This is a genomic window from Ferrovibrio sp. (genome assembly GCF_964218355.1).
In the GTDB taxonomy this organism is placed as follows: Bacteria; Pseudomonadota; Alphaproteobacteria; order Ferrovibrionales; family Ferrovibrionaceae; genus Ferrovibrio.
In genome coordinates, this window is the sequence record NZ_CAXPMC010000019.1 from 47,297 (window position 1) to 72,214 (window position 24,918).

A 24,918-nucleotide genomic window follows, 5' to 3' on the forward strand; every position below is an offset into this window, starting at 1 on the left:
ATGGGGGTCCGCCGGGCCATGATGCTGGGCTGCGCCGTGCTGCTGGCAGCGGCCGGAACGGTGCTGCCGACGGCTGCGGAGGCGCAGCGCCGCGGCGCCCAGCTGGTGCGGGACGCCGAGATCGAAAATACCATTCGCGCCTATGCCGCGCCACTGTTCGCGGCGGCCGGATTGTCCAACGATTCGATCTCGGTACACCTGGTCAACGACCGTACGCTGAACGCCTTCGTCGCCGGCGGCCAGCGCATCTTCATCAATACCGGGCTACTGATCCGGGCCGAGCGGCCGGCCCAGGTGATCGGCGTGCTGGCCCATGAAATCGGCCATATCGCCGGCGGCCATCTGGTCCGCATGGGCCAGGAGATCGAGAATGCCCAGACGGCGATGATCCTCTCCATGCTGTTCGGCGCCGCCGCCGCCGTGGCCGGCTCGGGCGAGGGGGCCGCCGCCGCCGTGCTGGGCGGGCAGCATATCGCCGAACGCAGCTTCCTTGCCTATACCCGCGGCCAGGAATCGGCGGCCGACCAGGCCGGCGCCACCTATCTGGAGGAAACCCGGCAGACGCCGGGCGGCCTGATCGAGTTCCTGCGCATCATCGGCCAGCAGGATGCGCTGCTGGTTGGCCGCCAGGACCCCTATTCCCGCACCCATCCGATGACGCCTGAACGCGTCGCCGCCCTGGAATCGCGGGCCTCGCGCTCGCCGTACCGCAATGCCCAGGACACGCCGGAGAATATCGAGCGCTTCCGGCGCATGCAGGCCAAGCTGGTCGGCTATCTGGAGGGCCTGCCGGCGACCCTGCGCAAATATCCGGAAACCGACACCAGCCTCTATGGCCGCTATGCGCGGGCCTTCGCCTATTTCCAGGCGCTGGATTTCCAGCGCGCGCTGAAGGAGGCCGATGCACTGATTGCCGCCTATCCGAATGATCCGTTCTTCCACGAACTGAAGGCCGACATCCTGCTGAATATCGGCCGGGTGGCCGACTCGCTGCCGCCGATTACGGAAGCCCACCGGCTGGCACCGAACGAATCGCTGATCGCCTTCGGGCTCGGCCAGCGGCTGGTGGCGCTGGAGGATAACAGCCGGCTGCCCGAGGCGATCGCCATCCTGCGCGACGTCACCCGGCGCGAGCCCGACAACAGCGGTGCCTGGCAGCAGCTGGCAGTGGCCTATGGCCGCAGCGGCGATATCGGCATGGCCTCGCTGGCCTCGGCGGAACGCTATCTGGTGCTGGGCGAACTGCGCGATGCCCAGGGCCAGGCCGAGCGCGCCACCAGGCTGATGAAGGAGGGCGAGCCCGGCTGGCTGCGGGCCCAGGACATCATCGCCGTCGCCAAGGACCAGCGCAAACTGCAGCGCAACCGCTGACGTTCCGGCCCTCACGGCTTCGTGCCTTGCCCGTCGCCGGCCGCCACCCCATAGTCGCCGCAGCTCTGACACAGGAACCCTTCCCGATGCGATTCCGTACCCGTTTTTCCATTCTGGCCCCTGCCATGCTGCTCGCCGGCCTGCTGGCCGCCGCGCCCGTCCGCGCCCAGCAGCCTGCGGCTTTCTCCGCCGAGCAGAAAAAGGCCATCGAGAGCGTGATCCGCGACTACCTGCTGCAGAATCCGGAAGTGCTGGTCGAGGCGATGCATGCCCTGGAGGCGCGCCAGCAGGAAAAGGCGGCGGCGCAGGGCCGGGCGGCGATTGCCGCCCATGCGAAGGAGATCTACGACGACGGCGTCTCCTATGTGGCCGGCAACCCGAAGGGCGATGTCACCATCGTCGAGTTCTTCGATTACCGCTGCGGCTACTGCAAGCAGGTGCAGCCGCATATCGAGGCTTTGCTGAAAGAGGACCGGAACCTGCGCGTCGTGCTCAAGGAGCTGCCGGTGCTGGGGCCGGAAAGCGTGACGGCGGCGCGGGCCGCGGTGGCGGCGCTGGAGCAGGAGAAGGGGGCGAAATACTTCGCCTTCCACAATGCGATGATGGCCTTCCGCGGCCAGCTGGGCGAGGAGGCGGTGCTGCGCATGGCGAAGGAAGCCGGCCTCGATGTCGCGAAGCTGAAGGTGGCGATGCAGTCGCCGAAGACGGAAGCCGTGCTGCGCGCCAACCTGTCGCTGGCCGACAGGCTCGGCATCCAGGGCACGCCCGGCTTCGTGATCGGCGACCAGCTGATCCCCGGTGCCATCTCGCTGGACAGCATGCGCGAACTGGTGAAGGCACAGCGCGGATAACAGCGGGAAACCGGCCGATTTGACGAACCGGGCCGGAATCCGTATGGTCCGGCCCCGAGAACGGACCCTATCAGGAACGGAACGATGCGCGCCGAAATCAGGGCGATGGCCGACGAAATCCAGCAGTCGCTCGGACTGCTGAGGAGGTCTCTTTGACTGGGATAGCTCGGTCAAGAAACTCGAAGAACTGAATGCCCGGGCGGAGGATTCCGCCCTGTGGAACAACCCCGCCGAGGCCCAGGCCGTCCTGCGCGAGCGCAACCGCCTGGATCGCGCCATCGGCACCCAGCGCCGGCTGGAACAGGCCCTGCAGGACAATATCGACCTGATCGAACTGGGCGAGGCCGAGGGCGACCAGGCCGTGGTCGACGAGGCCGAGGCCGCCATTGCCGGCCTGTCGAAGGAAGTCGCCCAGGCGCGGCTGGAAAGCCTGCTGTCCGGCGAGGCCGACAGCAATGACAGCTTCCTCGAGGTGCATGCCGGGGCCGGCGGCACCGAAAGCCAGGACTGGGCCTCGATGCTGCTGCGCATGTATGTGCGCTGGGCCGAGCGTCATGGCTACAAGGTCGAATTCCAGGAAGAGAGCGAGGGCGAGGAGGCCGGCATCAAGTCGGCCACCGTCAGGATTTCCGGCCCCAACGCCTATGGCTGGCTGAAGAACGAGAGCGGCGTGCACCGGCTGGTGCGCATCTCGCCCTATGATTCCAATGCCCGCCGCCATACCAGCTTCGCCTCCGTGGGCGCCTATCCGGTGGTCGACGACACCATCGAGATCGAGGTGCTGGACAAGGACCTGCGCGTCGACACCTACCGCGCCTCGGGCGCCGGCGGCCAGCACGTCAACAAGACGGACTCGGCGGTGCGCATCACCCATATCCCGACCGGCATCGCGGTGGCCTGCCAGATCAACAAGTCGCAGCACCGCAACCGCGACGAGGCGATGAAGATGCTGAAGGCGCGCCTGTACGAGCGCGAGCTGCAGAAGCGCGAGGCCGAGCAGCAGGCGCTGAACGATGCCAAGACCGATATCGGCTGGGGCCACCAGATCCGTTCCTATGTGCTGCACCCGTACCAGATGGTGAAGGACCTGCGCACGGAACTGGAAACCAGCGACACCCAGGGCGTGCTGGACGGTGACCTCGATGCCTTCATGGCTGCCCAGCTGGCGGCCAAGGTCGGCGCCGGCGGCGACGACAAGGCGGCATAGGCCGCAGGGCACGATGGCGGCGGCAGGCAGCGGCGACCGCGTCATCCTGCTGCATGGCCTGGCCCGCACGCCGCGCAGCATGGGCCGCATGGCCCGGGCCCTGCAGGCGGCGGGCTACGACGTCGTCAATCACGGCTATCCCAGCCGGCGCCATGACATCGCGACGCTGACCGCCGGGCTGCGCGGCTTCCTCGAAAGCCTGCCGGACATTTCCGGCCGCACCCATATTGTCGGCCATTCGCTGGGCGGCCTGCTGGTGCGCGCCGCGCTGGCGCGGCCGCTGCCCGGTCTGGCTGTCGGCCGCGTGGTGCTGGTCGGCGTGCCGAACCGCGGCGCCCGCGTGATCGACCGCCTGCTCGGCCATCCGCTGACCCGCATGATCCCGGCCCTGTTCGGCCGGCCGGCGGCGGCGCTTGGCCGCGACGCGCCCTGGCTGGCGGCGCTGCCTCCGCAACCGTCGCCCGAGACCGGTGTGATCGCCGGCACCGGCCGCTTCCACCCGGTCAATCCGGCAGCCTGGGTGAATCTGCTGCATGGCGCGCGCGAGCCGGGCGATGGCACGGTGGAGCGGGATTCCGCCATGCTGCCCGGTGCCGCGGATGCCATCGCCGTGGATGCCGCACACAGCTTCCTGCCATCCGACCGCCGGGTGATCGCCGCCGTGCTGCGTTTCCTGCGCGACGGGCGCTTCTAGCCGGCAACAAAAAAAGCGGCCCGCAGGCCGCCTTTTCGGTCTGATCGAAGATGCCGCCTAGCTGGTGGCGCGGGCCATGGCGGGCAGCGGCAGTTCGGTGCCGCCGGCGGCCTTCACCGGCTTCGGCGCCGACTTCACCGGCGCATCCTTATCGGCGGCGGCGTCATGGCCGGCCTCGCCCGAAATCACGCTCAGCTTGGCCGGGATGTCGCGGGGATTTTCGGTCTGCTTGCAGTGGCCCTCGACCTTGGCGCCGGCGGCGATCGACAGCAGCTCGTGCCAGATGTCGCCGCGCACCTTGGCGGTCTTGTCCAGCTCGACCGACTTGGCGCGGATGCGGCCGACCACCTCGCCGCGGATCAGCACCTGTTCGGCCATCACCTCGCCGGTGACGCGGGCATTCTCGCCGATCGCCAGCCGCACCGCGGTGACGTCGCCATTGACCAGGCAGTCGATCTGCATCTCGCCATCGCTGACCAGATCGCCGTTGACCGTGAGCCCTGCGCTCAGGATCGACGGCGGGTTCTGCTTAACGGGCGCTGCTGCGGTCTTCTTGCTGCTTGAAAACATGGTAGCCAGCCTCGATGAATTTGCCCGGGTCGACCTGGTCGTCGTCGAGCAGGATTTCATAGTGGAGATGCTGACCGGTGCTGCGCCCGGTCGATCCCATGGTGCCGACCTGGCGGCCGAAGGGAACGGTGTCGCCGGTCTGGACGGCAATCGAACTCATGTGAGCATACCGCGTTTTCACGCCGAGACCATGGTCGATTTCGACGGTGCGGCCATACGGGCCTTTGCGGCCGGCAAACACAACCACACCGGGGGCGGTGGCGAGGATCGGCGCCCGGGCCGGGCCGATGAAATCGGTGCCGGCATGGAAGGCCCACTGCTTGGTGAAGGGATCGACGCGGCGGCCGTACTTGCTGGAGACTTCCGGATCGCCGGTCATCGGCATGGCCAGCGGCAGGCGCTGGGCCAGGATCATCAGCTCGCCCCAGCGGCCGAGCTTGCCTTCCAGCGACTGCATGTCCTGCTCGATCTTGCTGGCATCGCTGCCCAGCGAGGCAACGGCGACGCCCCGGGCCTCGGCGCTGCGGGTGTCGGGCAGGCCGAGCGATTTCAGCGGGCCGCCGATGCCGATATCGGCGCGTGCGTCGGAGGCGCGCGCCAGCATGCCGGTGATGTCCAGCCCGGTCATGCGCAGGGCCTTTTCCAGCTGGGCGACGCTCTTCTCGGTGCGCTGCGACAGGTCGTCCAGCAATTCGCGCTGGCGGCCGCGCACGGCAAGGATGCGGGTCTCGATGTCGCCGGGCTTCACCGCCGGGATCGGCGGGCGGGCCTTGTTCTCGCGGGCCATCCCCTCGAGATCTTCGCTGGCCGCGGTTTCGTCGGCGTCGTCGTGGTTATGGCTGTCGGGCAGGGCGGCGGGCGTCGCCACCGCCAGCTGTTGCGCGGCCTTTGCCGCGTCGGCCGGCCTGACCGCGTCGGCGGTCGCTGTCGGGGTGGGCGCTGTCGGGGCGGCCGGCGCCGCGGTGGCGGGCGCCGCGGCGGTCTTGGCGTCAGCCGTCCTGGTGTCTGCGGTCCTGCCGTCCGGCGTCCGGGCGGCGGGCAGGGCGCCGGTCTGCACGTTGCCGCCGGGTGCGGCCGGCTGTGCGGCATTGCCGCTGCCACCTTCCGCGGGCAGGCCGGGAGCGCGCTGCTTCATCGCCATGTCGTAGAGGCGGCGGTAGCGTTCCTCCAGGTCGCGCGAGGCGACCACGAAGCTTTCCTGGCTGCGGTCGAAATCGGCGGCCAGGCGGTCATAGGCGAGGCTGAGCTCGGCGATGCGGCGGTCGCGCGCGTCCAGCATGGCATCGCGGTAGAAGACGTTGACGGAGGCGTAGCCGATCCAGCCGGCAAAGGCGACCACGGTGGTCGCCATCAGGATCTGCGCCCGGGTCGACAGGGCGACATAGCGGACATCGCCCCGGCTGCGGAAAATGATCTGCCGCTCAGGGAACAGGCGGTCGCGCAACTCCCGCCATTGTCGTCTCGCGCGTCGTGTCACTCAGCCCCCCGAAATAGCTGCCGGAATCCCTCGCAAAGTCGTGAGGGGATTAGGGCTTATTTGGTTTGGTTAATGCAAGGAAGAATCGATGACGATTTGGGAAAAAACCCGCACGAACACAGACTTACGCCGTGTCTTGCTGGTTATCCACAGGATGTGGAAAAGCCCTGCAAGCGCTTGATTCTAAACTGACCGGGCCGCTTCCAGCACGGCCTCGACATGGCCGGGCACTTTGACCTTGCGCCAGATGGCGGCGAGTTTTCCAGAGGCATCGATCAGGAAGGTGGCCCGCTCGATGCCCATGTATTTGCGGCCATAGAGGCTCTTCTCGACCCAGACCCCGTACGACTCGGTGACCTTGCCGGCCTCGTCGGCGGCCAGCATCACCTTCAGGTTGTGCTTGTCGCGGAATTTGTCATGGGCGGCGACGCTGTCGCGCGAACAGCCGATCACTACGGCGCCCAGCTTGTCGAATTTCGCCTTTGCGGCGCTGAAGGCGATGGCTTCCCTGGTGCAGCCGGACGTGTCGTCCTTCGGGTAGAAATACAGCACGACGATCTTGCCCTTCAGCGCCGACAGCGAGACCTTGCCGCCGCCATCGGTGGGCAGGGTGAAGGCCGGGGCCCTGTCGCCGACGTCGAGGGTTTTCGCATTGCTCTTGCTCATGGCCGGTTCCTGTCAGGTTGCGCGGGAGGAAAGGCTGTCGGCCAGCGCCAGATGCGGCGCGGCCGGCTGTTCGACCAGGGCGACGAACAGGGCATGCACATCGGCCTGCATCCGTTCGAGCCGCGCGGTCAGTGTATCGAGGCCGTCGCAGCCGAGCAGCTGCGGCAGCCGTTTCGCCAGGGCCGGCGGCCAGCGCGCCGGATCGCCGGCCTCCTCGCGGCCGGCCAGCCGCGTCGCCGCCAGCAGGGTGGCATAGAGCCGGGCCGCCGCCGACAGGGTGGCGGCCTGGTCCGGTTTCAGCAGCTTCGCCGCCGCCATCGCCTCCAGTGCCTCCAGCGGATGGCTGTGCAGAACCGCCGGCTTCGCCGCGCCGTGGCGCAGCAGCAGATACTGCACGATGAATTCCAGGTCGACGGTGCCGCCGCGCTGCGCCTTCAGGTCCCAGGGGCCGGCGCCCGGATGCTGCGCCGCCATGCGTGCCCGCATGCTGGCGACATCGGCCAGCAGTTTCCTGGGATCGCGCTTCCGCGTCAGCATGTCGTGGTGCAGCTTGTCGATCTTCTTCGCCAGCGGCGGCGCGCCCATCACCACGCGGGCCCGGGTCAGCGCCATATGCTCCCAGGTCCAGGCCTCGTCGCGGTGATAGGCGGCATAGCCGTCGAAGCCGATGGCGACCGGCCCGGCATTGCCGCTGGGGCGCAGCCGCATGTCGACCTCGTAGAGGCGGCCTTCGCCGGTCATCGCGGTGATCGCGTTGATGAAGCGCTGGCACAGCCGCGTGTAGTACAGCCCCGGCGTCAGCGGCCGCTCGCCATCGGACTCGCCGGCATTCTTCGGGCAGTCGAATACCAGCACCAGGTCGAGATCGGATTCCAGCGTCAGCTCGCGGCTGCCCAGCCGGCCGAAACCGGCAATGGCCGCCTTCGCGCCGCGGATGGTGCCGTGCTGGGCGGCGAATTCGGCCGCGACATGACCGAACAGCTCGGCCAGCACCACATCGGCCACCGCGCTGAGCGCGCGCCCGGCCGCAACGCCGTCCAGCAGGCCGCGCAGCAGGCCGATCCCCACCTGCAGCTTCAGCTCGTGGGTCCAGCGCCGCGTCCAGTCCAGCACGTCCTGGAAGTCGCGCGCCGCCGACAGCTGCCGCTTCAGGCTGGCGGTCAGCCGGGCGGCATCGAATCTGGCCGGATGCGCGGCATATTCCAGCAGGCTGTCGAACAGGGCGGCATTCTGCGCCAGCGTTTCGGCCAGCTGCGGCGCGGCGGCCAGCATCTCGGCCAGGGTGTCGAGCACGCCGGGATTGGCCTGCAGCAGCGCGAAAAGCTGCACGCCGGCCGGCAGGCTGGAGAGGAACTGGTCGAAACGGCGGATCGCCACGTCGGGGCTGCCGGTGCGCGCGAAGGCATCCAGCAGCTGCGGCATGATCGCGGTCAGTTTCTCGCGCGCGCGTTCCGAGCGCATGGCGCGGTAGCGGCCGAAATGCCAGCCGCGCACCATCGCCGCCACCGCCGGCGGATCGGTGAAGCCCAGGCCGCTCAGGGTCTGCAGGGTTTCGGGATCGTCGTCGGTGCCGGTGAAGACCAGGCTGCCGGTCTCGCTGCCCAGGGTCGGCGCCTCGGCGAACAGGTCGTCGTAATAGGCTTTCACCCGGCGCAGCACCGCCAGCAGCTCCGCCTCGAAGGCCGCGGTATCGGCGAAACCGAGGAAGCCGGCCAGATGCGCCAGCGCATCCGCCTCGGCCGGCAGCGTATGGGTCTGCTCGTCGTCGATCATCTGCAGCCGGTGTTCGACCCGGCGCAGGTAGCGGTAGTCGTCGATCAGGGCGGCGCAGGCCGCCTCCGACAGCCGTTCGGTGGCGACCAGGGCGCGCAGCGCATCGCAGGTGGCTTTCGCGCGCAGGCGGGTATCGCGGCCGCCGGAAATCAGCTGCTGGGTCTGGGCGAAGAATTCGATCTCGCGGATGCCGCCGCGCCCGAGCTTGATGTTGTGGCCGGCCGCCGCGATCTCGCCATGGCCCTTGTGGGCATGGATCTGCCGCTTGATCGAATGGATGTCCTCGATGGCGGCGAAATCGAGATTCTTGCGCCACACATAGGGCGTCAGCCGCTGCAGGAAGCCTGCGCCGGCCTCGATGTCGCCGCCCACCGGCCGCGCCTTGATCATGGCGGCGCGTTCCCAGTTCTGGCCGAAGCTCTCGTAATAGGTTTCGGCCGCCACCATCGACAGGGCCACCGGCGTCGAGCCCGGATCGGGCCGCAGCCTGAGGTCGGTGCGGAAGACATAGCCATCCTCGGTGCGCTCGTTCAGCAGCTTCACCATCTGCTGGGTCAGCCGCACGAAGCATTCCTGCGCCGACTTGCGGCCCTGGTAGCGCACCACCTCCTGGTCGTAGAGCATGATCAGGTCGATATCGGACGAGTAATTCAGCTCGCGCGCACCCAGCTTGCCCATGCCGAGCGCGACGAAACCGGACCCGCGGCAGGGATCGGCCGGGTCCGGCAGCACCAGTTCGCCATTCGCGGCCGCCGCGCGCAGCAGCACCGCCATGGCGCTGTCCACCGCCAGCGCGGCGAAGTCGCTCAGGGTTTCCGTGATCCGCTCCAGCGGCCACAGGCCGGCGATGTCGGCCACCGCCGTGGCCAGCGCGATCTGGCGCTTGGCGCGGCGCAGCGGCAGGGCCAGGGCCTCCGGCCCGTCCTCGGCCAGGGCCGGGGCCGCGGCGGCCTCGCGCAGGGCGGCCATGGCGCGGTCCGTCGCCTCATCCGCGCCATATTCCAGCAGGATACTGACCGTCTCCGGTTCATGCAGCGCCAGCCCGGTCAGATAGGGACTGTTGCCGAACAGGCAGTCCAGCAGGGCGCGGGCGCCGGTTTTTCCGGCCGCGGCCGTAAGGGTCAGGGTCTTCAGCCGCCGGGCGAGGCCGCGATCCTCCAGGCCGGACAGGGTTTCGGTCCAGCTTTCAAAGCCGCGGGCCGCAGCCGCGGCATCGAACGGAGATGGCAGGTTGCGCCAGACCGGCGCGGTATTCACAGGCATGTGTTCCCCTCGTGCCGCCCGGCAAGTTCGGCTAAACTTATCAAGGGGTCAAGTCGCGGGCTGGCGGGTGACGGCGGTCCCTGCAGAACGGTTTTTTCCCTGACGGAACAGGTCTATGGCGCGTCGTGCAGTGCTGGGGTGGAGTCGGTTGCTGGTGCGCTGGATCATGGCGGCCACCGCAACGCTGGTCGTGCTGGCCGGATTGCTGGTGTGGCGCGTTTCCCAGGCGCCGCTGTCGCTCGGTTTCCTCGTTCCCTATGTCGCCGAGGCGCTCAGCCTGTCGGAATACGGCATCGCCGCCGAGGTCGACGACGTGGTGCTGGCCTGGTCGGAGCATGACGAGGCCCTGCGCCTGCGCATCTACAATGCCCGCTACCGGGCCGAGGGCGGCCGGGTCGCCATGCGGGTGCCGATCCTCGACATGGCCCTCAGCGGCCGGGCGCTGCTGCGCGGCGTGGTGGCGCCGCGCTACCTGCATGCCGCCGGCCTCGAAGCCCGGATCATCCGCGACCGCGAGGGCCGCTTCCTGATCGGCGTGCCGGTCGGCGAGACGACTGGCGACAGCCAGCCATCGGCCGGCCCGGATGCGCCGCTTCCGGTGGCCGAAGGCACGCCGCCGGGCGATCTCGGCCAGATGCTGCTGGGCGCGCTGTTCCAGGAGATGTCGGAACCGCGTGGCCCCGGCAATGCGCTCGGCCAGCTGGAAACGGTGTCGGTGCTGGCCGACCGCCTGGTGATCGAGGACTGGAAGCTCGACCAGCGCTGGATCGTGCCCGGCGCGCAGATCACCTTCCAGCGCGGCGACGGCCATGTCTTTGCCAATGCATCGGGCAACCTCGACTGGCGCAGCCGCCGGGTCAGCCTGAATGTCAGCGCCGATTACGTGCTGGCCGAACGGGCAGCGCGGGTGGTGGTCAATTTCGACAATATCGAGCCGTCGGATTTCGCCGACGTGGTGCCGGAACTTTCGCCGCTGTCCTATCTGCAGACACCGCTGGGCGGCAGCGTGACCATGCGGCTGAACGAGAATGGCGAGCAGCTCGATCTCGGCTTCGACCTCGCCGCCGGCACCGGCACCATCCAGGCGCCGGGCGAGCTGGCGGCGCCGCTGCAGCTGCGCGATGCCAGCTTCCGCGGCGTCATCGAGCAGAGCGGCCGGCTGCTGCGGCTGGACGAGGCCAGCCTGTCCTTTGCCGACGATTTCCATCTCACCCTGTCGGGCAGCGTCACCCGCGAGCCGGCCGTCGATGGCCGGCCCGAGCGGATCGGGATCGAGATCGGCGGCCAGTTCTTCGACATGCCGACCGACTCGCTGCCGCATTACTGGCCGCTGAACATGGCCAGGAATGCCCGCGACTGGGTCACCGGCCATCTGCAGGGCGGCGCCGTCACCGCCGGCCGTTTCTCGGCCAGGCTGTCGCCCGAGATGGTGGCCGGCACGGCCCGGCTGCCGGCCGATGCGGTGCGGCTCGGTTTCGCCTTCGAGGGACTCAATGTCGATTATCTGGCGCCGATGACCAGGCTGACCGGCGGCAAGGGCGTCGCCAGCCTCGATGCCGACAGTTTCAGCCTGACGGTGGAGGAGGCGAAGGTCGGGCCGCTGATGGTGGCCGGCGGCGATGTCGTCATCACCGGCCTGCAGGACAGGGACCAGGTCGCCAACATCACCAGCACGGCGCAGGGCAGCAGCCGCGACCTGCTGGCGCTGATCGACCAGAAGCCGCTCGGTTTCCCCTCGAAGCTCGGCATCCGGCCGGCGGTGGTGGAAGGCGAGGGCCGCGTGAAATGGCGCCTGAAATTTCCGCTGGAAAGCAATCTCAGGCTCGACGACCTGACCGTCAGTGCCGAGGCCTCGCTGACCGGGCTGGCAATCCCCGGGCTGATGCAGGGCCGCTACGGCCTCAGCGACGGCAGCATGACGCTGAAGGTCGACAACAGGGGACTGGAAGCAAAGGGCGATGCGGCCCTGAACGGCGTGCCGGCGCAGATCGGCTGGCGGCAGACCTTCGACGGCAAGGCCGCCGTGCAGGCGCGCTATCATCTCGAAGGCCGTTTCGACGAGGCCCAGCGCAAGGCGCTGGGCTATCCGCTGGCCCCGTGGATCGACGGCCCGGCCCAGGCCGTGCTGGAAATCGAGGAGCGGCGCGGCGGCGAGGTGGCGGTGGGCGGCGAATTCGACCTGACCGCGGCGGTGATCGACCTGGCCGAAGCCCATATCGCCAAGCCGGCCGGCATTCCGGCCAGGGGCCAGATCCTGGTGCGCACCAGAACCGGCCAGCCGGTGCAGTTCGAGCGCATCGCGATCAGCGGCGACGGGCTGGCGCTGCAGGCGCGCGCGGTGCTGCCGCCGGGCGGCGGCTGGTCGGCCGAGATCGCGCGGCTGCAGTATGGCAACGGCGAGATCGCCGGCCGCATCGCCTTCAATGCGGCGGGCGATGCCGAGATCGACCTGCATGGCCGGCGCTGGGACCTGAGGCCCTTCGTGAAGGAGATGTTCGGGGACGATGCGGCCGCGGCCGGCCCCGGCGCGGAACCGGCGCGCAAGCCGCGGCTGGTGGCGGCCCTGCGGCTGGACGAGGCGGTGGCCGATGACGGGCTGGAGATGCGCAACCTGTCGCTGCAGCTGCGCCGCGAGCCGACGCGGCTGGAACAGGTGACGCTGACCGGCGGCTTCGAGAAGGCTGGCGGCGTCACCCTGCAGATCGCGCCGCGGCTGGGCGGCCGCCAGCTTGACCTGGTATCCGACAATGCCGGCGCGGTGCTGCATTTCCTCGGCGTCACCGACATGCAGGGCGGCACCATGCTGGTGAAGGGCCAGTTCGACGACACGAAGCCGGGCGGCCTGCTGGCCGGAAAGATGGAGATGAAGAACGTGCGGGCGATCCGCGCGCCGTTTCTTGCCCGGCTGCTGGGCATCGGGTCCTTCACCGGCCTGTCGGCGGTGCTGAATTCCGAGCAGGGCATCCTGTTCGAGACCGGCGAGGTGCCGTTCAGCCAGAAGGATGCCATCGTCACCATCGGCGACAGCCGCCTGCAGGGGCCGCAGCTCGGCATCACCTTTGGCGGCACCATCAACAACCGGACGAAGGCGGTGAATGTCAGCGGCACCGCCGTGCCCGCCTTCGTGCTGAACACCATCCTCGGCAAGATCCCGATCCTCGGCGACCTGTTCGTGGGCGACGGCATCATCGGGGTGAATTTCGCTGTGTCGGGCCCGAAGGCCGATCCGCAATTCACCGTCAATCCGCTGTCGGCGATCGCGCCGGGCTTCCTGCGCAAGATTTTCCAGGCGCCGCAGGAAAAGGTGCCGGACCCGGCGGCCAGGCCGGAGGAGAAGCCGGCCGAACCGCCGGTGCCGCAGGTCTCGCCGTTCCCGGCGCCCGCGCAGTAGACCCGGCGCCACTGCGCGATCAGCGCGCGGGCGGCAGTGGGCTGGCGGCGCCGAGATCGATGCGGCGGTGGTTGGCGGCGTCGGCAATGCCGAGGCAGAGCGCATCGCAGCGCTGCAGGTAGTTGACCCGCGCCTCGAAGACGACGCCGCTGGCGCGGAACAGGGCGATCACGGCGCGGATATCGGCAGCCTCGCGTTCGAGGCCGCCTTCGCTGTTCAGCAGCAGGATCACCGGCAGGTCGTCACCGGCGGCCACCACCGCCTCGATCAGGCGCAGGCGGAAGGATTTCGACAGGCCGGTGCTGAACGGGCCGTCGACCAGCAGCACGGTGCCGTCGCGGCCGACATGGCCGTCCATGGCCGGGGCGGCGGCCGGCAGCAGCACGGACAGCGCCGCGGCGAGCGCGGCCAGGCAGCGGAGCAGGGCGGGTGCGGCCAGGGCGATACCCTCCTTTCCGGCTGCCGCCCGCGGGAACGGACGGCAGGCCAGGGCAGACGGAATCAGCCTTGCATGGACCGTGCCAGAGGCATGGCGTGTGCCAGAAGCCTGTGGCGTACCGGGCCGGCCGGGGCCGGTTTCAGGATGGCGCGGCTATTCCGCCTCGACCAGCACATGCTGCTTCTTGCCGAAGCTGAGGCGCAGGCGGCCGTCGCTGCCCAGGTCGGCGCTGCCGATCTTCTGGGTCTCTTCCTTCACCGGCTGGTCGTTCAGCTTCACGGCATTGCCGCGGATATGCCGGCGCGCCTCGCCGCCGGATTTGGCCAGTCCGGCTTCCAGCACCAGCGCAAAGGCCTCGATGCCGGCATCGAGCCGCGCGCGGGCGATGCGGATCACCGGCAGCGCGCCGCCGAAGCTGCCTTCCTCGAAGGCCTTGCGCGCCGTCTCGGCCGCCGCTTCCGCCGCCTCGCGGCCGCGGCACAAAGCCGTCGCCTCGGTAGCCAGGATCTTCTTGGCCTCGTTCAGCTCGGCGCCCTGCAGCTTTTCCAGCCGCGCGATCTCGTCGTCGGGCAGGTCGGTGAACAGGCGCAGGAAGCGGCCGACATCGGCATCCTCGCAGTTGCGCCAGTACTGCCAGTAGTCGTAGGTCGGCAGCATGTCGTCGTTCAGCCACACGGCGCCCGAGGCGGTCTTGCCCATCTTGTGGCCGGCCGCCGTGGTCAGCAGCGGGCAGGTCAGGCCGAACAGCGACAGGTCGTGCACGCGGCGGCCGAGCTCGACGCCGTTGACGATGTTGCCCCACTGGTCCGAGCCGCCCATCTGCAGGTTGCAGCCATAGCGGCGCGCCAGCTCGACGAAATCGTAGGCCTGCAGGATCATGTAGTTGAATTCGAGGAAGCTGAGCGGCTGCTCGCGTTCCAGCCGCAGCTTCACGCTGTCGAACGACAGCATGCGGTTGACCGAGAAGTGGCGGCCGTAATCGCGCAGAAAGTCGATATACTGCAGCCGGTCCAGCCATTCGGCATTGTTGGCCATCACCGCATCGCTCGGCCCGTCGCCGAAGGTCACGAAGCGCGAGAAGGCCGTCTTGATGCTCGCCATGTTGGCGGCGATGTCGTCGGCGGTCAGCAGCCTGCGGCTCTCGTCCTTGCCGGACGGATCGCCCACCTTGGTGGTGCCGCCGCCCATGAGCACGATCGGCTTGTGGCCGGCCTGCTGCAGGCGGCGCAGCATCATGATCGACAGCAGGTGGCCGACATGCAGGCTGGGCCCGGTGCAGTCATAGCCGACATAGCAGACGATGCCGCCGGGCTGCATGGCCTTCCCGTCCAGTGCCGCCGCATCGGTGCACTGGTGGATGAAGCCGCGCCGGGCCAGGGTCTGCAGGAAGTCGGATTGGTAGCTGTACTCGGTCATCGCGGGCCTGGAGGTGTGGTCTGTGCCAAAAGGGGCCCGATGATCTAACATACGGGTCCCGATTCTCCCAGCCCCCGCCCCCCGGGCCCCAACCCCTGCCGGTGTTCCCGCCTTGTCCCTGACCGAACCCGCCTGGATCATAGGCCTGATGAGCGGCACCTCGCTGGACGGCATCGATGCCGCGCTGCTGCGCACCGATGGCGAGACCATCGCGGATTTCGGCCCCGGCCTGACCCTGCCCTACGAGCCCGGCCTGCGCGCGCGCATCCGCGCCTGCCTGGGCGGGGGCGGGGCCATTGCGGCCGTTTCCCGCGCCCTGACCGAGGCCCATGCGGAAGCGGTGGCGGCCCTGCTGCGGCAGGCCGGCATGGCGGCGGCCGACGTGGCCTGGCTCGGCTTCCACGGCCAGACCCTGCTGCACCGCCCGGATGCACGGCCGCGGCGGACCTGGCAGCTCGGCGATGGCGGCCTGCTGGCGCGGCTGACCGGCATCGCCACGGTCAGCGACTTCCGCGCGGCCGATGTCGCCATGGGCGGGCAGGGGGCGCCGCTGGTGCCGCTGTATCATGCGGCGCTGGCACGCCATGCCGGGCTTCGGCTGCCGCTGCTGGTGCTCAATCTCGGCGGCGTCGGCAATGTCACCTGGGTCGGCGGCGCCGGGCCCGACGACCTGCTGGCTTTCGATACCGGCCCGGGCAATGCGCTGATCGACGACTGGCTGCTGCGGCATACCGGCGCCGCCCATGACGCGGCCGGCGCGCTGGCGGCGCAGGGCGCGGTTGACGAGGCGGCGCTGGCCGCGCTGATGGCGCATCCGTATTTCGCGGCGCCGCCGCCGAAGTCGCTCGACCGCGACGATTTCGCCGCCCATGCCGCCGGCATCACGGCAGCCTTGCCGCCGGCCGACGGTGCCGCCACGCTGACGGCCTTCACGGCGGCCAGCGTGGCCCGTGGTCTTGCCCAGCTGCCGCAACGCCCGACACGCTGCCTGGTGGCCGGCGGCGGCCGGCATAATGCGACCCTGATGGGGATGCTGACCCGCGCGCTGAACATGCCGGTGGAGGCGGCCGAACGGGCCGGCTGGCATGGCGACCATCTGGAGGCCGAGGCTTTCGCCTTCCTCGCCGCGCGGGCCGTGCGCGGGCTGCCGCTCAGCCTGCCCGGCACGACCGGCGTGCGCAGGCCCGTCACCGGCGGCCGGCTGTGGCGGTCTGGGCGGCACCGGGTTGCCGCGCCGGCAGGGCGGTCCTAAGCTGGCCCGGCATTGCCGGGGGAGAGGCCGATGGAACCGCAGGCCGTATCGGGCGGCGCCGTGTCGCTGGAGAACAATTCCGCCGAGTTGCGGGCGCTGTTCGGACCGCTGCCGGCCGATCCCGCCGCCGCCGACCGCATCCGCCTGGATGCCGGCCACGGCGCCGGCATCCTCGAATTCGTCGAACTGGCACCCGACTGCAACCTGATCGTCAGCCGCTGCGACTGGCGCGACGACATGCAGATCCGCTATCGCGGCGAGGGCTGGCTGCGGATGAATTTCTGCCTCGACGCCACCGCCGTCTTCGCCTTCGACGACATTGCCGCCTATACGCTGACCGGTGCCGAATGCCGGGTCTTCCACCAGCCCGAAGGCATCGAATGCCGGCACGACATCCGCCACCGCGCGCAGTCGCTCTGCGTCACGCTGTCGGCCAAGCGCGCCTATTTCGCCCGCGAGCTGGCGCTGGCCGGCAGCGGCGGGCAGGGCGGCCTGGCCGCTTTCGTCGGCGAGGACTGCCCGGATTTCTTTTTCGACCGCCTGCCGATGACCGGGGTGATGGCGCGGGCCGTGCACGAGATGGTCGACAGTCCCTTTGCCGGGCCGCTGCGCCGCCTGCATCTGGGCACCAAGGCGCATGAGCTGGTCTGCCATGCCTGGGAGGCGGCGGCGGGGGCGGCGCCGGTGCCGCCGCTGCGCCTGACCGACGAGCAGCGCCGCCGCGTTGCCGAGGCGCGCGACCTGCTGGAGGCCAGCCTCGATGCGGCGCTGCCGGCAGGCCAGCTGGCGCGCCGGGTCGGACTGAACCGCAACCAGCTCGCCTACGGCTTCCGCCTGCTGTACGGCACCAGCGTCTACGATTACCAGCTCGGCCGCCGCCTGAGCGCCGCCTGGGACATGCTGGCCCGCGGCGACCGCTCGGTGGCCGAGGTCGCCTATGCCGTCGGCTACCAGCACCAGGCCAGTTTCACCACGGCATTTCGCGGCCATTTCGGCATCGCCCCGCGCGAGGTGCGCGGCCGCCGGCACGCGCCGGCGCCGGCAGCGGTCCCGGTTCCGGCTGCCGCCGGGTGACCGGATTTGTGACGGCAGCCAAAAACTCCGTGCCGCCGGCCAAAAACATCCGCCGCCGTCATCGCTAGCCTGCCCCGCATCCGCCGGGGCCGTCGCCCCGCCATCAGGGGAGATGCAGCATGACCGCCTTCGTACTCGTCCACGGATCCTGGCATGACGGCAGCGGCTGGGATGCCGTGGCCGCCCATCTGCGCAAGGCCGGCCACAGCGTGACGGCGCCGACCCTGCCGGGCCATGGCCGCGGCGCCTCGCCCGATGTCGGCTTCGCCGATTATGTCGCCGCCGTCGCCGATGCGGTGCGCGCGGCGAAGGAGGAGCGGGTGGTGCTGGTCGGCCACAGCCTGGGCGGTGCCGTGGTGGCCGCCGCCGCCGGCCTGGTGCGCGAGCGGCTGGAACGGCTGGTCTTCCTGGCCGCCATCATCCCGGCCCATGGCGAGCGCCTGCTCGACGTGCTGCCGCCGGCCAGCGCCGAGGCCTTCGCCGCCATGGCGGCAGCCTCGCCCGACAATGCCATCACGCTGCCCTGGCCGGTCTGGCGCGAGGCCTTCATCGGCGATGCCGAAACCGCGGTGGCGCAGCGCGCCTTCGACGGGCTCTGCCCGGAACCCTTCCGGCCGGTCACCGAGGTGATCGACAGCAACGGCTTCGAGACGCTGGAAACCCCGCGCAGTTTCATCAACTGCCGCGGCGACACGGCGTTCCCGCCGGGCGAATGGGGCTTCTTCCCGCGGTTCTACAACCGGCTCGGCCTGTGCCGCCTGATCGATATCGAGGGCAGCCACGAGGTGATGTTCTCGGCTCCCGAGCGCGCCGCCCAGGCGATCCTGCAGGCGGCGAGGGACTGAGGGTGCAGGCTGCGGATTACCTCGCGGCGGACGCGACGGCGCTGGCCGCCGCGATCCGCGCCGGCCATGTCAGCGCGGCCGAGGCGGTGCAGGCGGCGGTCGACCGCATCGACGCGCTGAACCCGCGCATCAACGCGGTGGTCGAAACCCTGTATGGCGGCATCGACGCGCAGCTTGCGGCGCTCGATCCGGCGGCGCCCTTTGCCGGCGTGCCCTATCTGGTGAAGGACCTGCACACGCTGGTGCAGGGCTCGCATCTCACCCAGGGTTCGGCCTTCCTGGCCGGCCACCGCTCCGGCCATGACAGCGATCTGGTGCGCCGCCTGCGTCGCGCCGGCTTCATCATCATCGGCCGCACCAACACGCCGGAATTCGGCCTCAACGCCACCACCGAGCCGCGGCTGCACGGCCCGACCCGCAATCCGTGGAACATGGCGCTGTCGCCCGGCGGGTCCAGCGGCGGCGCCGCCGCCGCGGTGGCCAGCGGCATGGTGCCGGCCGCCCATGCCACCGACAGCGGCGGTTCCACCCGCATCCCGGCGGCGGCCTGCGGGCTGGTCGGCCTCAAGCCCAGCCGCGGCCGCAATTTCGCCGGCCTTGATGAGGGCGAGGGCTGGAGTGACCAGTTCAATGCCCATGCGGTGACGCGCAGCCTGCGCGACAGTGCCGGCATCCTCGATGCCACCGCCAACCGCGACGCGCCGGCGCCCTATCGCGCCCCCGATGCCGGCAGTTTCCTCGCCGCCTGCGACCGGGCGCCGCCGCGGCTGCGCATCGGCGTGATGGCGGCGCCGCCTTCGGGCGTGGCGGTCGATCCGGCCTGCCTGGCGGCGCTGGAACGCACGGCCGATCTCTGCCGGCGCCTCGGCCACGAGACGCGGCCGCTGCGCATCGCCATCGACGTGCCGCGCTATGCCCGCGCCTTCACCCTGGTGCTGGCCTCCTCGGTGGCGGCGACGGTGGCCGCCCATGAGGAGGCGACCGGGCGCAGGGCGGGGGCGGAGGATTTCGAACCCGCGGTCTGGCAGGCGATCCGGATGGCCCGCGCCGCCGATGGCGCGGCGCTCAACCGCGCCATCGCCGATATCCATCTGGTGGCCGGCGCGGCGCAGGCGCAGATGGCGGAGATCGACCTGCTGCTGTCGCCCACCGTGGCGCTGCCGGCGCTGCCGCTCGGCCGGCTCGACACGGCGACGGAGGATTTCGGCCGCTTCCTGGCCGGCGTCTTCACCTATGCACCCTTCACCTCGCTGTGGAACGGCGCCGGCCTGCCGGCCATCAGCCTGCCGGTGGCCTGGAGCGACGACGGCCTGCCGCTGGGCATGCAGTTCGTCGCCCATGCCGGGCGCGAGGACCTGCTGTTCGCGCTGGGCGCCGTGCTGGAACGCGAAACCGGATGGCCGCAGCGGCAGGCCGCCCTGCTGGCGCGGCTGGCCGGGCAGGGGTAACAGGCGGGCAGGGGTAACAGGCGGGCGGCCGCGGCCTATATCCTCCGGCAGGGAAACCGGCGGGAGGATGCCATGACCGACAGCCCCATGCTCAGTGCCGACGAACGTCAGGTGCTGGAATGCCTCGGCTCCGCCGTGGTGCTGCAGTGGAACGACCTGCCCGTGCCGCTGCAGCGCGAACTGTTCCGCTGCGCGGCGGCCGCCCGCGACAGCCAGGACCCGGCCCTGAAAACCGCCATCGCCCGCTTCCTGCATCTGCACAAGGACGATACGGCGGCGCCTTGATACAGGGGCGCAATCCGATTGCCTAATCAGACTTAATCATTATGATTAATCCTGACGGATCGGAGGCTGCCATGACCACCCGGGTTCTCACTGCCCATGTCCCGCTTGATCTGGCGGAAAAGGTCGATGAACTGGCCGCGCGGCTGGAACGTCCGCGCGGCTGGATCGTCAAGCAGGCCCTGTCCGCCTGGATCGACCAGGAGGAGGAGCGGCACCGCCTGACCCTGGAGGCGCTGGCCGACACCGAGGCCGGCCGCGTCGTCGGCCATGAGGCGATGCGGCGCTGGGCTGACAGCCTCGGCACCGGCCGTCCACTGCCGGTCCCGGCAGCGGATACAGGCCGCAGGACGACGCGCCGCTGAGTCTGCCGGAATGAGATCGCTGCACTGGAGCGCGGCGGCAGTGGCCGATATCGCCCGGCTGCATGACTTTCTGGCGGCAGTGAATCCGGCCGCGGCAGCCAGAGCCGTGCAGGCGATCGTCGCCGCGCCGGAACGCCTGATGCCGCATCCGCGCCTCGGCGAGCAACTGGACGAATTCCTGCCGCGCGAGGTGCGCCGCATTCTGGTCGGCCCCTACGAACTGCGCTACGAGTTGCGCGGCGATGCGATCCATGTGCTGCGCCTGTGGCATGCACGCGAGGAAAGGTAGCGGCATGGATCGCGGTGTTCATGTCACATGCAGCAGCGTCATGCCGCCGCCCAGCATCACCAGCGCGAGGCCGAAGGGGCGCGCCACGTAAAGCGCGCGATGGCGCGCCATGCGCTCGGCCAGCCGCGCCAGTTTTGTCTCTGCCTCACGTGGCGCTTCGGTCTGTGCAGCCAGTCAACCCGCGACAGCAGGGTCAGCGCCACCAGCCCGGCAATGCTCCAGCCGGCGGCGGCGATGACGGCAAGGACGATCCAGTCGCGCCAGCGCATGGCGGCAGGGTACCGGGGCCGGGCAGGAAATCCGCTGGCCTGCATACACAGGCAGGCATTATATCATATTTGTTCTTCTTTTGTATTGAAATCTGCTCCGTACCTCCTATTTCCCTGTGAATAGCGCGATCCACAGGAAAAGGAGCAAAGCCATGACCCCCGAAACCTCGTCCGCGAACGGAAAATCCGCGAATGATGCATCCATGGCGGGGAGTACCGCCCCCGGACGCACGCCGAAACAGCGGCCCTACACGAAGATCGACTGGAAATGCGCTGCCGCGCTGATCGCCGGCGGCCGCACGGTGGAGGAGGCCGCCGGCCTGCTGGACCTGCCGGCCGAGCGGATCTGGCGCCACCTGAACCGGTCCCTGCGTTTCCGCTTCTTTATCCGCCAGGCGGTCGAGCGGCAGCGCCTGCAGGCCGAGCTGCATCTGGCCGCCGCCGCCCGCGACACCGTGCTGGCCTGCAGCCGCGACCCGCTGGGTCTGGACGGCGACAGCCTGCAATGGCTGGTGGCCGAAAGCGGGCTGGCCGGCTGCGGCGCGCGGCGCGCGGCCGAGCGCGACCGGCGGGATGGCGACGATCTGGTGCAGAAGCTGGCCGATACCGGCGACCGGCCGCCGGTGCGGGCCCGCTACGAGGCCTTCGTGGCCGAGAAGCGGGAGATGGACGGCCTGATGGCGGCGGCGCAGGTGGAGCTGGAAGCCACCCGGCGGCGGCTGGTGGCCGCCGGCCAGCTCGATCCGCGCCCGGGTGATGATGTCGCACCTGCCACAGCCGGACCCGGACGGTCCGCGGCGGTCACCGGTGGTTCAGAGCGGTCCGTACCGGACCGTGGCGGTCCGGAACGGTCAGAAACGGTCACCAGCGGACCTGAACGGTCCGCAGCGGTCACCAGCGGACCTGAACGGTCCGCAGCGGTCACCAGCGGACCCGAACGGTCCGCAGCGGTCACCGGCGGTGCGCAGCGGTCTGCGCCGGCAGAGACACCGGTGAGCCCGCCGACAGAGAATACTGAGAAAGAAGACTGGGATTACAGCATCGTGCGGCCCTACCGCTCGGGTGCGATCGTCGACCTGCCGCCATCAACGGATGCCGGCGGCAATCTTCCGGGCGATCCGCCCAGCGATCTGCCGGGGCCGGAACAGCAGGATCTGGCAGCCGGCAGGCCCGGCGGCAGTGGCGGGGACATGCCGGCTTCCCGCACGCGCGGGAAAGACGATGAGGAAAATCGGTCCTCCCTCTCCCGTCATGCCCGCGAAAGCGGGCATCCGGCCACGCCGTGAGGCGGCTATTCCGTCGGCGGCGTGGCGGCCTTTTCGGCGGCACCCTTGCCGGCGCGGGCCGAGGTCGGCACCAGCGAGGCCTTGATGTATTTGTCGGCCGCCAGCGTCAGCTCGTCGAGCTTGCCCTCGAAGAAATGGTCGGCGCCGGTCACCTTCTTGTAGTCGATCTTGATGCCCTTCTGCAGCGACAGCCGCTGGGCCAGCTTGGCGCTGTCATTCTCGGGCACGATCTTGTCGTCTGAACCCTGCACGATCAGGCCGGAAGACGGGCAGGGGGCGAGGAAGCCGAAATCATACATGTTGGCCGGCGGCGCCACCGCGATGAAGCCGTCGATCTCCGGGCGGCGCATCAGCAGCTGCATGGCGATCCAGGCGCCGAAGGAAAAGCCGGCGATCCAGACGGCGGCGGCATTCGGGTTGTGGGTCTGCAGGTAGTCGAGCGCCGAGGCGGCATCCGACAATTCGCCGACGCCGTTGTCGAAGCTGCCCTGGCTGCGGCCGACGCCACGGAAATTGAAGCGCATCACCGAAAAGCCGCGTTTGGCGAAGACGTGAAACAGGGTGTAGGCCACCTTGTTGTTCATCGTCCCGCCATACAGCGGATGCGGATGCAGGATCAGGGCGATCGGGGCATTGGCCGCGGGGCCGTGGCTGTACCGGCCTTCCAGCCGGCCATCGGGACCCGGGAAAATGATTTCTGGCATTGCGGCTCGTCACTTTTCGCCGGATTTCCGGGACAATCACCCCGGATTGCGGCGTCTGGACCAACGGTCGGAAGCTGGTTTCGTTTGATTGCGGGCCAATTTTACCATAATCGGCAGTCGCGAATTCAAGCCTGAAATGCAGCCGTCATGTTCAAGTCCGCAGAATCTTTGCCGGTTTACCTCGATTATAACGCTACGGCACCCCTGCGGCCGGTGGCGCGCGAGGCCCTGCTGGCCGCCCTGGCGGCGCCGGCCAACCCATCTTCGGTGCATGGCTTCGGCCGGGCGGCCCGGAAGATCGCCGAGTCGGCCCGGGAATCGGTCGCCGCGCTGGCCGGCGCCGCGCCGAAACGGGTGGTCTTCACCTCCGGCGGCACCGAGGCCAACAACCTCGCGCTGCGGCTGGCGATCCGGCAGGCCGGGGTGACCCGGCTGGTGGTCGCCGCCATCGAGCATGATTCCGTGCTGCGCCCGGCCCGGGCCGCCGGCCTGCCGCTTGTGGAAGTGCCGGCCGGGCCGGACGGCATTGTCGATCCGGCCGCCATTGTCGCGGCACTGGATGGTGGGGAAGGCCCGGCGCTGGTCTGCCTGATGCTGGCCAACAACGAGACCGGGGCAGTCCAGCCGGTGGCCGAAGTCACCCGACTGGCGCATGCGCGCGGCGCGCTGGTGCTGTGCGATGCCGTGCAGGCCGCCGGCAAGATCCCGCTCGACCTCGCGGCGCTGGGCTGCGACTTCCTCACCCTCTCGGCCCACAAGCTGGGCGGGGCGGCCGGGACGGGGGCGCTGGTCTGCCGCGACGACTGGACCCCGGCGCCGCTGCTGCTGGGCGGCGGGCAGGAACTGGGCCAGCGGGCCGGCACCGAGAACCTGTCCGGCATCGCCGCCTTCGGGGCCGCGGCCGATGCCGCCCGGGCCGGGCTGGCGGCGGAAGCCGCCCGGCTGGCCGGCCTGCGCAACCGCCTGCAGGGGCTGCTGACGGCGGCCTGCCCGGCCGCGCCGGTCCATGCCGGCCACGCGGAAAGGTTGCCGAACACGCTCTGCATCGGCATGCCCGGGGTGCCGGCCGAGACCCAGGTGATGGCGCTGGACCTGGCCGGGGTGGCGGTGTCCGCCGGCTCGGCCTGCTCGTCGGGCAAGGTGACGCCCAGCCATGTGCTGACCGCCATGGGCCTGCCGGATCAGGCGGCGCGCGAGGCCCTGCGCTTCAGTCTCGGCTGGGCCAGCACGGCGGCGGATGTCGAGCGCGCGGCGGCGGCCTGGATCGCCCTGCAGGGGCGCAGCATCAAGTGATTTTTCTGTTCATATAATAGATATATTATATTGTTTTATATAGGTAATTATGTCTTTTTGAAGTGAAATCTTCAGGACTCCGGCGGCACGGTGCCGGCCGCCGGTCTTGATCCTGCGCAAGGCACCATGGCGGCCGGCTGCTAGGATTCCCGGGATGGAACCGGATGCAGAGGCGGGCATGGGACAGGTCGATGGCAGCCGCGCGGCGCTGCCGCCGGAGGGGCGGCCGGAACAGCAGGATGGCGCCCTGACGGAGGAGATGGTGGCGGCGCTGGTGCGGGATTTCTACGGCCGCATCGATGACGACGCCCTGCTCGGGCCGATGTTCCGGGCGGTGGTCCCGGACTGGGAGGACCATCTCAGGGTTGTGACCGATTTCTGGTCCGCCGTGCTGCTGGGCACCGCCCGCTATGGCGGCTGCGTGATCGGGGCCCATGGCCGGCTGCGGCTGGGGCCGGAGCATTTCGACCGCTGGACGGCGCTGTTCCGGCGCAGCGTGGCGGTCACCCTGCCGGCGGCGGCGGCCGGCCGGGCGCTGGCCATCGCCGATGCCCTGAACGGCCGCCTGCGCCAGTGGCAGGCCCGCCAGCAGCAGGACTGATCCCGGGCGGCGGCCCCGGCTGCAGAGGGCCGGCTGCAGAGGGCCGCTGCGGGGGGCCGGCTGCGGGAGGCCGGTTGCAGCGGACGGGGGCG

At 69.8% G+C, this 24,918-nt stretch carries 22 protein-coding genes; 15 read left to right on the forward strand and 7 right to left on the reverse strand.

The genetic code is table 11. The features are described from left to right. The first annotated feature begins 18 nt into the window (after window positions 1-18). The 4 genes from ACEQZY_RS12820 (at window position 19) to ACEQZY_RS12835 (ending at window position 4,123) form a co-directional block, all read left to right on the forward strand. Window positions 19-1,371 (forward strand): M48 family metalloprotease, encoded by a 1,353-nt coding sequence (locus ACEQZY_RS12820; protein WP_341705476.1) that lies wholly within the window; start codon window positions 19-21, stop codon window positions 1,369-1,371. Window positions 1,372-1,457: 86 nt separating this feature from the next. After that, a complete protein-coding gene (locus tag ACEQZY_RS12825; RefSeq protein ID WP_341705475.1) occupies window positions 1,458-2,222 on the forward strand; it encodes a DsbA family protein in 765 nt (254 codons plus the stop codon). Between the two features lie 84 nt (window positions 2,223-2,306). Further along, a protein-coding gene (gene prfB / locus ACEQZY_RS12830; protein ID WP_370154959.1) for a peptide chain release factor 2 occupies window positions 2,307-3,429 on the forward strand; the annotation gives its coding sequence in 2 pieces (ribosomal slippage) (window positions 2,307-2,372 and window positions 2,374-3,429; 1,122 coding nt in all). Window positions 3,430-3,442: 13 nt separating this feature from the next. Further along, the gene (locus tag ACEQZY_RS12835) at window positions 3,443-4,123 is read left to right on the forward strand and encodes an esterase/lipase family protein (RefSeq protein ID WP_370154962.1); all 681 of its coding nucleotides are present in this window, start codon (window positions 3,443-3,445) and stop codon (window positions 4,121-4,123) included. Between the two features lie 57 nt (window positions 4,124-4,180). Here the strand turns inward: ACEQZY_RS12835 and ACEQZY_RS12840 are convergent, their stop codons facing one another. The 4 genes from ACEQZY_RS12840 to ACEQZY_RS12855 all read right to left on the reverse strand — a co-directional run bounded on the left by ACEQZY_RS12840 (window position 4,181) and on the right by ACEQZY_RS12855 (window position 9,872). Next, window positions 4,181-4,693 carry a polymer-forming cytoskeletal protein gene (locus tag ACEQZY_RS12840; protein WP_341705815.1) on the reverse strand — a complete coding sequence of 171 codons (513 nt, stop codon included), beginning with the start codon at window positions 4,691-4,693 and terminating at the stop codon, window positions 4,181-4,183. Next, a complete protein-coding gene (locus tag ACEQZY_RS12845; protein WP_370154964.1) occupies window positions 4,653-6,137 on the reverse strand; it encodes a M23 family metallopeptidase in 1,485 nt (494 codons plus the stop codon). The genes ACEQZY_RS12840 and ACEQZY_RS12845 overlap by 41 nt, the downstream gene beginning before the upstream one ends. Before the next feature lie 216 nt (window positions 6,138-6,353). Beyond that, window positions 6,354-6,836, reverse strand: coding sequence for a peroxiredoxin (locus tag ACEQZY_RS12850; RefSeq protein ID WP_341705516.1), 483 nt, complete (start codon window positions 6,834-6,836; stop codon window positions 6,354-6,356). Window positions 6,837-6,848: 12 nt separating this feature from the next. Then, window positions 6,849-9,872, reverse strand: coding sequence for a bifunctional [glutamine synthetase] adenylyltransferase/[glutamine synthetase]-adenylyl-L-tyrosine phosphorylase (locus ACEQZY_RS12855; protein ID WP_370154966.1), 3,024 nt, complete (start codon window positions 9,870-9,872; stop codon window positions 6,849-6,851). Between the two features lie 115 nt (window positions 9,873-9,987). Between ACEQZY_RS12855 and ACEQZY_RS12860 the strand changes: the two genes are divergently transcribed. Continuing rightward, window positions 9,988-13,263: an AsmA-like C-terminal domain-containing protein gene (locus ACEQZY_RS12860; protein WP_370154968.1), complete on the forward strand. Its 3,276-nt coding sequence runs from the start codon at window positions 9,988-9,990 to the stop codon at window positions 13,261-13,263. Between the two features lie 19 nt (window positions 13,264-13,282). Here the strand turns inward: ACEQZY_RS12860 and ACEQZY_RS12865 are convergent, their stop codons facing one another. Both ACEQZY_RS12865 and tyrS read right to left on the reverse strand, forming a co-directional pair. Continuing rightward, a complete protein-coding gene (locus ACEQZY_RS12865; RefSeq protein ID WP_341705664.1) occupies window positions 13,283-13,648 on the reverse strand; it encodes a hypothetical protein in 366 nt (121 codons plus the stop codon). Window positions 13,649-13,855: 207 nt separating this feature from the next. Next, window positions 13,856-15,118 (reverse strand): tyrosine--tRNA ligase, encoded by a 1,263-nt coding sequence (tyrS, locus tag ACEQZY_RS12870; protein WP_341705665.1) that lies wholly within the window; start codon window positions 15,116-15,118, stop codon window positions 13,856-13,858. Window positions 15,119-15,230: 112 nt separating this feature from the next. Here tyrS and ACEQZY_RS12875 point away from each other — a divergent pair, with 112 nt between their 5' ends. From ACEQZY_RS12875 to ACEQZY_RS12910, 8 genes are all read left to right on the forward strand, one after another. Beyond that, on the forward strand, window positions 15,231-16,370 hold the full coding sequence (locus ACEQZY_RS12875; protein ID WP_370154972.1) for an anhydro-N-acetylmuramic acid kinase: 1,140 nt from the start codon (window positions 15,231-15,233) through the stop codon (window positions 16,368-16,370). A 30-nt stretch (window positions 16,371-16,400) separates the two neighbouring features. Beyond that, complete coding sequence (locus tag ACEQZY_RS12880) at window positions 16,401-17,444, forward strand: helix-turn-helix domain-containing protein (RefSeq protein ID WP_370154975.1); 1,044 nt, start codon at window positions 16,401-16,403, stop codon at window positions 17,442-17,444. Window positions 17,445-17,563: 119 nt separating this feature from the next. Beyond that, window positions 17,564-18,289 (forward strand): alpha/beta fold hydrolase, encoded by a 726-nt coding sequence (locus ACEQZY_RS12885; protein WP_370154978.1) that lies wholly within the window; start codon window positions 17,564-17,566, stop codon window positions 18,287-18,289. A gap of 2 nt (window positions 18,290-18,291) precedes the next feature. Then, on the forward strand, window positions 18,292-19,737 hold the full coding sequence (locus ACEQZY_RS12890; RefSeq protein WP_370154980.1) for an amidase: 1,446 nt from the start codon (window positions 18,292-18,294) through the stop codon (window positions 19,735-19,737). Between the two features lie 72 nt (window positions 19,738-19,809). Further along, entirely contained in the window at window positions 19,810-20,022 is a 213-nt protein-coding gene (locus ACEQZY_RS12895) for a hypothetical protein (RefSeq protein WP_370154983.1), read from the forward strand. Between the two features lie 71 nt (window positions 20,023-20,093). Continuing rightward, a complete protein-coding gene (locus ACEQZY_RS12900; RefSeq protein WP_370154986.1) occupies window positions 20,094-20,384 on the forward strand; it encodes a CopG family ribbon-helix-helix protein in 291 nt (96 codons plus the stop codon). A gap of 10 nt (window positions 20,385-20,394) precedes the next feature. After that, complete coding sequence (locus ACEQZY_RS12905; RefSeq protein WP_370154988.1) at window positions 20,395-20,673, forward strand: type II toxin-antitoxin system RelE/ParE family toxin; 279 nt, start codon at window positions 20,395-20,397, stop codon at window positions 20,671-20,673. 472 nt (window positions 20,674-21,145) lie between these two features. Next, window positions 21,146-22,228: a hypothetical protein gene (locus ACEQZY_RS12910; RefSeq protein ID WP_370154990.1), complete on the forward strand. Its 1,083-nt coding sequence runs from the start codon at window positions 21,146-21,148 to the stop codon at window positions 22,226-22,228. Between the two features lie 5 nt (window positions 22,229-22,233). Here the strand turns inward: ACEQZY_RS12910 and ACEQZY_RS12915 are convergent, their stop codons facing one another. Further along, on the reverse strand, window positions 22,234-22,932 hold the full coding sequence (locus ACEQZY_RS12915) for an alpha/beta hydrolase (protein WP_341705372.1): 699 nt from the start codon (window positions 22,930-22,932) through the stop codon (window positions 22,234-22,236). 147 nt (window positions 22,933-23,079) lie between these two features. Here ACEQZY_RS12915 and ACEQZY_RS12920 point away from each other — a divergent pair, with 147 nt between their 5' ends. Together ACEQZY_RS12920 and ACEQZY_RS12925 are read left to right on the forward strand one after the other, a co-directional pair. Continuing rightward, window positions 23,080-24,225 carry a cysteine desulfurase family protein gene (locus ACEQZY_RS12920; protein ID WP_370154993.1) on the forward strand — a complete coding sequence of 382 codons (1,146 nt, stop codon included), beginning with the start codon at window positions 23,080-23,082 and terminating at the stop codon, window positions 24,223-24,225. A gap of 154 nt (window positions 24,226-24,379) precedes the next feature. Further along, window positions 24,380-24,826 (forward strand): group III truncated hemoglobin, encoded by a 447-nt coding sequence (locus ACEQZY_RS12925; protein WP_370154995.1) that lies wholly within the window; start codon window positions 24,380-24,382, stop codon window positions 24,824-24,826. Window positions 24,827-24,918: the final 92 nt, after the last annotated feature.

Bases quoted from the DNA above. Each gene is read 5' to 3' on its own strand.
- ACEQZY_RS12820 (WP_341705476.1), top strand. From the start codon at position 19: ATGATGCTGGGCTGCGCCGTGCTGCTGGCAGCGGCCGGAACGGTGCTG.
- ACEQZY_RS12825 (WP_341705475.1), top strand. From the start codon at position 1,458: ATGCGATTCCGTACCCGTTTTTCCATTCTGGCCCCTGCCATGCTGCTC.
- ACEQZY_RS12835 (WP_370154962.1), top strand. From the start codon at position 3,443: ATGGCGGCGGCAGGCAGCGGCGACCGCGTCATCCTGCTGCATGGCCTG.
- ACEQZY_RS12840 (WP_341705815.1), bottom strand. From the start codon at position 4,693: ATGTTTTCAAGCAGCAAGAAGACCGCAGCAGCGCCCGTTAAGCAGAAC.
- ACEQZY_RS12850 (WP_341705516.1), bottom strand. From the start codon at position 6,836: ATGAGCAAGAGCAATGCGAAAACCCTCGACGTCGGCGACAGGGCCCCG.
- ACEQZY_RS12855 (WP_370154966.1), bottom strand. From the start codon at position 9,872: ATGCCTGTGAATACCGCGCCGGTCTGGCGCAACCTGCCATCTCCGTTC.
- ACEQZY_RS12860 (WP_370154968.1), top strand. From the start codon at position 9,988: ATGGCGCGTCGTGCAGTGCTGGGGTGGAGTCGGTTGCTGGTGCGCTGG.
- tyrS (WP_341705665.1), bottom strand. From the start codon at position 15,118: ATGACCGAGTACAGCTACCAATCCGACTTCCTGCAGACCCTGGCCCGG.
- ACEQZY_RS12880 (WP_370154975.1), top strand. From the start codon at position 16,401: ATGGAACCGCAGGCCGTATCGGGCGGCGCCGTGTCGCTGGAGAACAAT.
- ACEQZY_RS12885 (WP_370154978.1), top strand. From the start codon at position 17,564: ATGACCGCCTTCGTACTCGTCCACGGATCCTGGCATGACGGCAGCGGC.
- ACEQZY_RS12895 (WP_370154983.1), top strand. From the start codon at position 19,810: ATGACCGACAGCCCCATGCTCAGTGCCGACGAACGTCAGGTGCTGGAA.
- ACEQZY_RS12900 (WP_370154986.1), top strand. From the start codon at position 20,094: ATGACCACCCGGGTTCTCACTGCCCATGTCCCGCTTGATCTGGCGGAA.
- ACEQZY_RS12905 (WP_370154988.1), top strand. From the start codon at position 20,395: ATGAGATCGCTGCACTGGAGCGCGGCGGCAGTGGCCGATATCGCCCGG.
- ACEQZY_RS12910 (WP_370154990.1), top strand. From the start codon at position 21,146: ATGGCGGGGAGTACCGCCCCCGGACGCACGCCGAAACAGCGGCCCTAC.
- ACEQZY_RS12915 (WP_341705372.1), bottom strand. From the start codon at position 22,932: ATGCCAGAAATCATTTTCCCGGGTCCCGATGGCCGGCTGGAAGGCCGG.
- ACEQZY_RS12920 (WP_370154993.1), top strand. From the start codon at position 23,080: ATGTTCAAGTCCGCAGAATCTTTGCCGGTTTACCTCGATTATAACGCT.
- ACEQZY_RS12925 (WP_370154995.1), top strand. From the start codon at position 24,380: ATGGAACCGGATGCAGAGGCGGGCATGGGACAGGTCGATGGCAGCCGC.